The organism is Candidatus Binataceae bacterium (assembly GCA_036495685.1).
In the GTDB taxonomy this organism is placed as follows: Bacteria; Desulfobacterota; Binatia; order Binatales; family Binataceae; genus JAFAHS01.
Genome location: DASXMJ010000239.1, coordinates 1 through 10,095, shown reverse-complemented (window position 1 = coordinate 10,095; position 10,095 = coordinate 1). Strand labels below are relative to the sequence as shown.

The 10,095-nt window shown below is 59.9% G+C and carries 8 protein-coding genes and 1 tRNA gene; 8 read left to right on the top strand and 1 reads right to left on the bottom strand.

Annotation, left to right across the window (positions count from 1 at the left end; all coding sequences use genetic code 11):
- Window positions 1-123: 123 nt before the first annotated feature.
- The gene (locus tag VGI36_21550; GenBank protein ID HEY2487736.1) at window positions 124-642 is read left to right on the top strand and encodes a hypothetical protein; all 519 of its coding nucleotides are present in this window, start codon (window positions 124-126) and stop codon (window positions 640-642) included.
- A 192-nt stretch (window positions 643-834) separates the two neighbouring features.
- Here the strand turns inward: VGI36_21550 and VGI36_21545 are convergent.
- Window positions 835-909, bottom strand: a tRNA-Glu gene (locus VGI36_21545).
- A gap of 294 nt (window positions 910-1,203) precedes the next feature.
- On the opposite strand from VGI36_21545, the gene VGI36_21540 reads away from it, so the two are divergent.
- From VGI36_21540 to VGI36_21510, 7 genes are all read left to right on the top strand, one after another.
- Window positions 1,204-3,480 (top strand): sodium-translocating pyrophosphatase, encoded by a 2,277-nt coding sequence (locus VGI36_21540; GenBank protein HEY2487735.1) that lies wholly within the window; start codon window positions 1,204-1,206, stop codon window positions 3,478-3,480.
- 1,557 nt (window positions 3,481-5,037) lie between these two features.
- A complete protein-coding gene (locus VGI36_21535) occupies window positions 5,038-5,364 on the top strand; it encodes a hypothetical protein (protein HEY2487734.1) in 327 nt (108 codons plus the stop codon).
- A gap of 54 nt (window positions 5,365-5,418) precedes the next feature.
- Window positions 5,419-6,285 carry an NAD(P)-dependent oxidoreductase gene (locus VGI36_21530; protein HEY2487733.1) on the top strand — a complete coding sequence of 289 codons (867 nt, stop codon included), beginning with the start codon at window positions 5,419-5,421 and terminating at the stop codon, window positions 6,283-6,285.
- A 32-nt stretch (window positions 6,286-6,317) separates the two neighbouring features.
- On the top strand, window positions 6,318-7,127 hold the full coding sequence (locus VGI36_21525) for an enoyl-CoA hydratase (GenBank protein ID HEY2487732.1): 810 nt from the start codon (window positions 6,318-6,320) through the stop codon (window positions 7,125-7,127).
- A 98-nt stretch (window positions 7,128-7,225) separates the two neighbouring features.
- A complete protein-coding gene (locus VGI36_21520; GenBank protein ID HEY2487731.1) occupies window positions 7,226-8,026 on the top strand; it encodes an enoyl-CoA hydratase-related protein in 801 nt (266 codons plus the stop codon).
- A 134-nt stretch (window positions 8,027-8,160) separates the two neighbouring features.
- A complete protein-coding gene (locus VGI36_21515; protein ID HEY2487730.1) occupies window positions 8,161-8,580 on the top strand; it encodes a TIGR03618 family F420-dependent PPOX class oxidoreductase in 420 nt (139 codons plus the stop codon).
- 15 nt (window positions 8,581-8,595) lie between these two features.
- Complete coding sequence (locus VGI36_21510; protein ID HEY2487729.1) at window positions 8,596-9,633, top strand: nitronate monooxygenase; 1,038 nt, start codon at window positions 8,596-8,598, stop codon at window positions 9,631-9,633.
- Window positions 9,634-10,095 lie beyond the last annotated feature (462 nt).

Below are 10,095 nucleotides of genomic sequence, written 5' to 3'. Positions count from 1 at the left end.
GATACCTTGCGGGCCTCTAAGATTTGACGAACTGCACCGTTTACGTCTGCCCGTGTGGTAGCCAGGACGACACACGCAGCGAACCAAGTCTTCTCTCCACGCTTCGCCTGAAGCACCACGCAGTTGGCAGAGATCTCAAGCGGCACGTTATATCGTTCACAGAAGGTTGCGGTATCCGCCAACGATGGATCAATTTCTGAAACGCCGACCTCGTCGGCTTTCGACGAATTACGCAGCGCCGCCGCCAGGTTGAGCGAGCAATTCGGAGAGCTCGCTCACAGGCTTGAATTCGAGAGTGCCGACCGCGAGATTCATGCTTTCAGAGTATCAACGCTCTCCATTGAAACTGAAAGCTTGCCGCACCATCCTCCGTCAGGTGCAGGACAATCCGAAAGGGCGTTGCCGCGCTGCGTCATGGTTCCTACCCAGAATCTGTCAGCCCGTATACGCACCGCGGAGCGCGAAGGCATCGACCCCCAGGTCGGAAACCTCGTGCGTCAGACCGAACGCAAGCCAACACGTCAGAAGGGCAGGGACGTCGAAGAAGACTCGGACGCGGAACGCGCGAGGAAGACATCTTCTCGCCCTGGTACATTCGCAAACGGCTCGGCATGTCTCAGCAACAATTTGCCAATACGCTAGGCATTCCCATCGCGACTTTGCGCAACTGGGAACAGCACCGTGTGATGATGGAACCTTCAACCGTCGCACTCATGCGCATCTTGGCACACGAGCCCAAAGCCGCACTCAGAGCGCTTCGCCGGCCCGCAGCCTGAGCCGGGCATTGCTAGAACTGGCTTGCGCATCCTTTCCGAGTGGCACTTCGCATCTTTGCGTCCCCAACGGGATTTGAACCCGTGTTACCGACGTGAAAGGCCGGTGTCCTAGGCCGAGCTAGACGATGGGGACGGGTATACTGGCGACGATCGGCGATACGCCCAAGATAGCGAACGTATCAGACGCCAAAGAATCGGAGCAAGCACGTCGCATAATCGCGCCTGACTAGTGGACATTGCTCGACCCTAAGTTTCGTCCCCGTCGTCTGTGCACGAGAGAGTCGGCAGCAGCAGAATTGCTAGACTTCCCGGGACGGAAAACTTACACTGCCGCAGATATGCTGCGGGGCTGCAAGTCTCTTAGGCGCAAGAAGCCATTCGACGCGGATCCCGATCAATCGTCCATTTTCAGGAGACCTAACTAAAGATGAGTGAAGCCAATATTGTACTGCCGGCGCTTTCCAGCGGGCAGGTGCTGATCCTCTGGCTGGTGCTCGTGTCGGCGGTCGTGGGGCTCGGTTACGGCTTGCTGCTGGTTCGCATTGTGCTGCGAGCCGATCCCGGACCCAAGTCGATGACCGATGTCGCTGACGCGATAGAGCAGGGCGCGATGGCGTACCTACGCCGTCAGGTCGGCACCATGATCTTTTTTGTTGCCATAATTTTTGTCGCTCTTTTCCTCATGTATCGCAGCGTCTACCACGATCTCTGGCTCTCGCTTGGTATCGCGGTCGCCTTCCTGATGGGTGTCTCTGCATCGTATGGCGCCGGCTTTGTCGGCATGTGGCTGGCAGTTAAGGGCAACGTGCGCAGCGCGAATGCCGCATTGACCTCGTTCAAGGACGCGATGGAGCTCGCGTTCAAGGCCGGCGGCGTTTCAGGCATGTTCACAGTCGGGTTGGGCCTGGTCGGCGCGACGATAATCTTCCTCGTCTATCAGCAGGAAGCGATGAAGGTGCTGATCGGGTTTGGCTTCGGCGGCTCGCTGGCTGCGCTGTTCATGCGTATCGGAGGCGGAATCTACACCAAGGCTGCCGACGTCGGTGGTGACTTGGTCGGCAAAGTCGAAAAGGATCTGCCTGAAGACGATCCCCGCAACGCGGCAACAATTGCGGACAACGTGGGCGACAACGTTGGTGATTGTGCGGGGATGGCCGCCGATGTGTTTGAGTCGTACGAGGTGACCCTCGTCGCCGCAATCATCCTGGCCGCCTTTGCCGTAGGCGAACCCGATTTCAAGGCAATCTACGGCGCGGCCAGTGGGATCTTCGCGATGAAGCTCATCATCTTCGCTCTGATCCTTCGCGGAGTGGGAGTGTTTTCCTCGATTCTCGGGATCATGGCGGTACGCGTGCCGACGGGTTCCGCGATGCGCGATCCAATGAGACCGATCAACAACGGCTACATGGTTTCTGCGGCCGCCTCGGTCGTCGGATTCTTCCTGGTAAATGCTCTATACTTGCATGACCCTCGGACCGGGCAGATCGATTGGCGCTTTGCCTGCTGCGCTACGCTCGGAATAATTCTCGCCGTGGTCACCCTGTGGCTGACGAATTATTTCACCCATCCGGAAAAAGGGCCCACCACGGAGACCGCCGTGGCGGCCCGCACCGGCCCCGCGACTCTGATCCTTTCAGGCCTGGCGGAGGGCCTCGAATCCTCGGTGTGGGCGTTGATGGCAATCGCGCTGGCAATCGTGGGTGCGATGCTGCTGTTCCACGAATCGCTAGCGCTGCAGTTCTACGGAATCGCGCTGACCGGCTTGGGTCTTTTGACTACCACCGGATTTATTTTGGCGATGGATACCTACGGCCCGATTACCGACAACGCGCACGGGATTTTCGAGATGGGAGGTGTTCATCAGGAGGAAGCCTCGCGCACTCTTTCGTGGATGGATGCGATCGGCAACACCACCAAGGCGCTTACCAAGGGTCTTGCGATTGCCACGGCAGTCCTCGCCGCCGTGTCCCTGTTCCGCTCGTTTATAGATGAGGCGCGCCTGGGCGCCTTGGGCGTGCAAATCAATATGCCGACCGTCTTCGTGGGCCTCATGATAGGGGGAGCGGTGCCCTTCCTGTTCAGCTCGTTTGCGATCAAGGCAGTCAGTCGCGCGGCGTTTCAAGTGGTTTTCGAAGTGCGGCGCCAGCTCCGCGAACATCCGGGAATCATGGAGGGCAAGGAAAAGCCCGACTACGGCCGCTGCGTCGACATCGTAACCGCGACAGCACAAAAAGAACTGCTCGGGCCTGGAATTCTCGCGATATTCGCGCCCCTATTGGTAGGATTCGGTCTCGATGCGGGAGCACTCGGAGGATTTCTGGGCGGCACAATCCTGACCGGGCAATTGCTCGCCGTCTTTATGTCGAATGCAGGTGCCAACTGGGATAACGCCAAAAAAAAGGTGGAGGATGGTTTCCTAGGTGGCAAGGGGACCGATATTCACAAGGCCACCGTGGTTGGTGATACGGTTGGGGATCCCTTCAAGGACACCGCTGGCCCTGCCCTAAACCCCATGATCAAGGTCATGAACCTCGTCGCAATTCTCGCGGCGCCGTTCTGCACGACTTCGCTCAATACCGTGACCGCTACGAGAATTCTGGTGGTAGTCGCGTCTGTAATCCTACTGGCAGTCGCGGTTGCGTTTTCCAAGCGCGGCTCAATCGCCGAGGAAGGAGAGGGCGCCGGATCGAAGATGGCGGCCTGACCTCTATTTACTACTATTCGCGAACCAGGGCCGGGCGCGAGCGTCCGCCCTGGTTGGCTGCGGGATCGTTTTCACCTCGTTGTCACCGGAGGGCTTCATAGCGAGCAGTTGAGGTTGTCCGGGTACTGACCTCGTCGATTCTCCGAACCCTTGCGGAACCGATCGATAGCAATCCGGCCCCTTCGGCGAGTACTGGTTCGGACTCTCCATACTAGTTAGTACCGCCTCCCGAACGGGAGGTGGTAATTGTTGCGGCGTGTCAAAGAAGCCTCCCGTTGCATCCCGCACGAGTGCGAGCGAGTTGGTCGTCGCGGCGGTCACATTTTCGCGGCAAAGACATCGAGTCCCACGCGAACGGCGCGTGGTCCATGCGCAGCAGGTCTCGAGCTGATCGACGGGCCGAAGACGATTTCTGGCCTGAGATTAGTCCTACCCGGACACAACTACGTCTTGGCAGATTAAAAAAGTACCTTGCGTCTGCGCCGCAAGGATACGAGTCTTGGTGAGCGAAAGCTCAGTCGCACTCACGATTAAAGTTCTTCACCAGTGGGCACTCAGCCGAAAACGTCTCTCGGTATAAGGGTCATCAAACCGGCACAGTCACGACTTTAGGTATGCACTTCGTTGAAGTCCGGCGTTTATCTGGAAAGGATTTGCGGGCCATCTTCTGACAAAGGTTTCCTAGCGAAATTACGGCGTAGTGACTAGAAAAATTAACGAGGTCATAGGTATGTGCGGTCGTGCAAGCGTGTTGTGTATGTTGGTGACGGCGAGCGTGATGTGTGCATTAACAGGGCCTGCCTTGGCAGCCGGGATGGGCGGAATGTCAATGGGCGGAATGGCAGTTGGGATGAGTGCCGGCAGTGGACTCGCTGGAGCCGAGGGTTCAGCGATAGGAGCTGCCCGTGCGGCAAACACGTATGGCGCCTCGGTGCCGGGGAATGGTCATCACCTTCCGATAGGCGCCAACGACGGACCTTCCGGTCTGTCGGCTTCATCGGGACACAATCCTTTCGGAACTTCCACGGCCTCCTCAGCCTGGGCTTCTTTGCCGGCCATAGATCCGGATCTGCCCGGAATAGTCGCCCCCGGGCTCCCGAGTCTGGCCAAGTCCGGGCCATCCGCCCCAGACGCGAATGTCCCGGTCACGGCCGAGGGACAGGTTAATTCGTCGGAGGTGACTTCCAGCTCGCAGGGCGGTTCGGACGCTTTGCAGCAAAGCTCCCTGTCCTCGAAGACTTCGAGCGCTCCGAGACGTTGACCTTTTTGGCTTCCAGCCCCTTGCGACCACTCCGTGTCGAGCCGTGGCGAGTGATCGGGCGGCCGCAAGTGGTCCGACGGGCGCTGGCTGATGGTCTTGCGCACGGCGCTGGGTCGGGTAGATTAGGCCGCTCGAACAAGGGCGTCATCGACCATGCGGCCGAACCCGGGTCCATTTGAACCGTTCTTTTATCTGTTACAAACGCCGTTGTCGTTCCGAGTTCTGGGGTCGCGGGATTCCTGCTTTTCACGCTCCTGTCCTTGAGGATCGCAGGTTCTCACGGAACCGCCTATGTCATGATCGGACTCCTACTGCTCGGCGCTTTCTGGCTTGAGTCGAGCACCAGCACCTGCCGGCGTTGCCGCTTTTATGGCACCTGGCATTGTCTGGGCCAGGGCGTCCTCGCCTCGCGCTTGTTCCCGCGCATCGAGAGCAAGTTGAGTGAGCCGGGGGTGATACTTCACGCATCACTCGCTGCTGTCTATGTCGCTTACGGGCTTTTCTGGATTTGGCATCGCCCGGCCCTCGGCTTGCTCTTTACTATCTGGCTTCCGCTCGCATTTGTCAGCACGACCTCGCCCTCGGGGTTTTCTTGGCGCGCGAAGCGATCCGAATCTCTGTAGTCCGGCGAAAGCAAGGACTACTCTCGCTTCCATGCACCGGAGGAGTCTTCTCGCATGGAGATAGCCTGGATTGGGACCGGAATAATGGGTGCGCCGATGGCTCGTCGGCTACTGGTCGCGGGTCACCATCTGCGCGTGTTCAATCGCACAACGGACAAGGCGATACCGCTTAGGCAGTACGGAGCGACGGTCAGCCCCGATCCTGCCGCTGCCGCGTCCGGCACCGAGGCCGTTTTCATAATGGTTCCTGACACTCCAGACGTGGAGACGGTGGTGGCAAACATTGAACCCGTGCTCGAGCCGAATCAGTTGGTAATCGACATGAGCACTATCGCGCCCGGCTCGGAACGCACCACTGCCGCCCGACTGGCGCCGCGGAACATTCACTACTTCGATGCACCGGTCTCGGGCGGTGAGAGCGGTGCTATCGAGGGCTCCCTTACGATCATGGTGGGCGGAGAGGCTCTCGCCTTCGAGCGCGCGAAACCGCTCCTGGCTCATTTGGGAAAACAAGTCACGCGCATGGGCACGGCGGGCTCGGGTCAGCTGACGAAGCTTTGCAACCAGGTCGCGGTCGCCGTGACACTCGAAGCCGCGGCCGAGGCGCTGCAGCTGGCAGCGAGCGGAGGACTCGACCCCTCAACCGTGCTTGAGGCGATCGGTGCCGGGGCCGCCTCGTCGTGGCAACTGAAGAACCTCGGGCCAAAAATCATAGCCCGCGATTGGCGCCCCGGTTTCTTCATCAAGCTTATTCGCAAGGACCTGCGCCTGGTGCAAGAAGCGGCGCGCGACGCCGGATTGGCCCTGCCAGGGCTGTCGATGATGACCTCCATGTTCAACAGCGCGTCCGCCTTGGGCCACGACTTGGACGGCACCCAGGCAGTTGCGGCCGCCCTCGACAGGATCGCGATGGTAAAGTAGTACGAAAGCAATCCTTGCCTTTGGAGGCCACGATGGCGAACGACCATTTGCTGACTGAACTTCGGGACCGCGTCCTCTACCTCACCCTCAACCGGCCCGACAAATTGAACGCGATGAGTGGAGACATGATGTCCGGGCTGCTGAACGGACTCGAACATGCAGCCACCGACCCAAAGGTCGGCGCCGTCGTGGTTACCGGTGCGGGACGTGGATTCTGCGCTGGCGGTGACATATCAGCGATGCGCGATCGCAACGAAGGCGGAGGCGAAGGACAGGAGACCAGCGTCGAGGAGCGCGTCGCAACTCTTCGCCGCGGCGAAGAAGCATCGCGCCTCCTGCACGAAATGCCCAAGGTGACCATCGCGGCCATCAATGGTCCGGCGGCGGGTGCGGGTTTGTCGCTCGCGATGGCTGCCGACTTGCGGCTGGCGGCGGATAATGCGCGAGTTGGAACTGCTTTTGCAAAAGTTGGGTTTTCGGGCGACTACGGAGGAACCTGGTCATTGACGAGATTGGTCGGCTCAGCCAAAGCGCGCGAACTCTACTTCCTCGCGGACATGATTGATGCGCCCGAAGCAATGCGAATCGGTCTGGTCAATCGGCTTTTTCCCGCCGCCTCTTTTCGCGACGAAGTGCACTCGGTCGCCAAGCGCATCGCGAACGGCCCGACTGTGGCCTACAGCTACATGAAAGCCAATCTTAACCTCGCGATTACCCACGAGTTTCGCGAGCTGCTCGATCGCGAAGCATGGGGCCAGACAATGACCGGTCGTACCGATGACCATCGCGAAGCGGTCAAGGCATTCCTGGAAAAGCGCGAACCCACATTCAAGGGCAGGTGACACCGTAGCCGTCAAGGCAACCGGACGCCGCTAAATCCGGTCCGGCCCGAACCTAGTGCCCTTGTTGCTTGACGGTGAATTTCTTTTTCGAGAAAGCCATGGAATTCACAACCATTCTCTATGACCAACGCGACCACGTCGCGAAGATCACGATCAACCGTCCGGAGCGAATGAACGGGTACAGCGAGGCGATGGTCAAAGAACTCACGGCCGCGATTGATCTTGCGCGGCAAGACGACGAGGTCCGCGTACTGATAATCACCGGCACTGGGCGCGCATTCTGTGCGGGCGGCGATATCAGCGGAGCACCGGATTCGCGCTCGCGCTTCCATGGGCATCCAATGGGCCATCTGCTGGAAATGCGCGAGGGCTTTCATCAGCTGGTGCTGTCGCTGAACCGCTTCGACAAGCCTGTGATCGCGGCGATCAACGGCGCAGCGGTAGCCGGCGGCCTGACTCTCGCTCTATCCTGCGACTTCCGGATCGCGTCCGATCAAGCGCGACTCGGAGACACCGCGCTGAAGTTCGGTCTGCTGTGCGATGAAGGTGGTGCCTATTTCTTCCCCCGCGCGATGGGCCTTGACCGGGCTCTTAAGATGACCCTGCTGTCCGAAGTCTACGATGCGAAGACCGCCCTGGACCTGGGTCTCGTAACCGAAGTGGTGCCGCACGCGAAGTTGACGGAACGCGCCGAGGAATTGGCCCGCCGTCTGGCCGAGGGTCCTCCACTCGCGATCCGCACCGCCAAACGCATGATGTACAAACAGCAGGAAATGACCCTGGCCAACGCACTCGAAGATGCGGCGCTCAACGTGATGATCACTAATCCGTCCGAAGACGTTCGCGAAGGCACCCGAGCTTTCAAGGAGAAGCGCAAACCAAATTTCAAGGGCCGTTAGAAACCGAGCGGACCGAATTTTGCGGAGAGCGCCCAGGCCTGCTGGCCGGGAGAAACCATCGTGCCCCGCGTCCAATGAGGGTGTTACCTTAGTCCTCTAGTTTCAGAAATGCTTGGACCGGAGACCCGACTCCAATGTCGATGAAAAAATCTGCGATCGAAAAACTCCTGCGCGAACCCAACGTCGCGGTGGTCGCGGTGACGGCGCCCAACGGTGCCCCGCACGCGGTGCCGACCTGGTACGAGTACCGCGCTGGAGAGGTTGTCTTTCACACCGGCCCCGAGGCGTTCAAATTCAAATGTCTGTCCAACGATCCGCGCGTGACTCTGGTAGTTGACACCAGAAAGCCGCCCTACAAGTGCGTGATCGTGAAGGGTACCGTCGCGATGACCGAGGATACCGACGACGAACGGGTACGACGGATGGCGGTGTCGTATCTGGGCAAGAAGAATGGCGAGGCTTACGCAAAATCGCTGAAAGGCGAACGCCTCGTTATCGTTCGCTTCAAACCCGATCGGGTGATTTCGTGGGATTATGGGGAAGAACCACCCTAGCAAGCAGTCTCTGCAATCTGTCCACGGAGAGTCCGGCTGATGCTGCACACCCGAGTCTGTGATCTGTTCGGAATCGATCTGCCGATCTCGAACGCGGGCATGGGCGGCGTGGCTCTGGCGCCCCTGGCCGCAGCGGTAAGCGAGGCGGGAGGAATCGGTACCGTCGCGCTCGCGGGTTTCTCGCCGGAGGCGATGGTTGCCGAGATTTCGGCGGCGCGCGCGCTGACCAAGAAGGCGCTGGGAGTGAATTTGCTGGTCCCCTTCCTGCGCGACGGCACTTTCGAGCTCCTGGCGGATAAACCCATCGATGCGGTGACGCTGTTCTGGGGCAATCCCTCCGAGGTGATTCCCCGCGCAAAGGCCGCCGGTCTCCGCCGGGTCGTTTGGCAATGTGGTTCCGCGGCAGAAGCCCAGGCAGCCAAGCGCGCTGGCGCCGATGCGATCATCGCCCAGGGTTTCGAGGCTGGCGGCCACGTGCGCGGGACTGTCACCACGCTCGCGCTCATTCCCGAGGTTCGCGATGCGATCGGCGACCTACCAATGCTCGCGGCCGGCGGCATTGCGGACGGGCGCGGCCTCGCGGCGGTTATCGCGCTCGGCGCAGACGGAGCTGTGTTTGGGACGCGGTTTCTCGCCTCACACGAGGCTGCCGCACATCCCATCTTTAAACGGCGCGTGCTTGCCGCACACGCGGCCGAGACCGTTCATACCACGTTGTTCGATGTCGGATGGCCCCATGCACCGCATCGAGTGATCCGAACCAAAGTGGTCGATGAGTGGGAACTTGCCGGATGCCCCGAGTCGGGCAAGCGCCCCGGCGAAGGTCAACCCATCGGCACGATGCGGGGCCGCGGAATCGAGGTGCCACTAGTGAAGTACACGGTCGCCGCCCCCACGGAATACATCGAGGGCGATCTCGAGAGCCTGCCGTTCTATGCAGGCGAGTCGGTGAGCCTGGTGCGGGAAATCCTACCTGCAAGGGAGATCGTGAAAAAAATCGCCGAAGAAGCGCGGGGCGCAATTTCCGATCGGCTGACTCCCCTCACCAAATAGCACGCCTCCGGGCACACGCCCCCGGAATGCTGCGGCTCTTCCGAGAAACAGTTTTCAGGCACTTAACGGTGCTTCGGGTGATGCTCGCAGTTGGCCTCCTCAGTCAGTCCGATCGGCGGTGTTGAGCTGAAGACAGGGGTGTAAAAAAATGGAGAACACTCTTCAGAACGGGATCATGCCAGCAGATGCCGGCCTGTCACCAATGTCGCTGTCGCGACACCCCATGGACCACGCTCCTAGACGGGCTCTTAAGCGCACCAAGGATCGGTCGGTCTCAGTCTTCGGCTCTTTCCGCTATCCGTTTTTATACATCAATACTGTTTCTGATGTGACGTGCCGGGCCAGCGGCCCGTAACCCGCTCCTAGGAAACCGGGTTACGGGCCGCACCGGTAACGCGGTCGAGTAGGTCGAAGCCGAGAAGGGTGGCGCGCTTGCGGAGTGATTTAAGTTCGCGCGCGCGA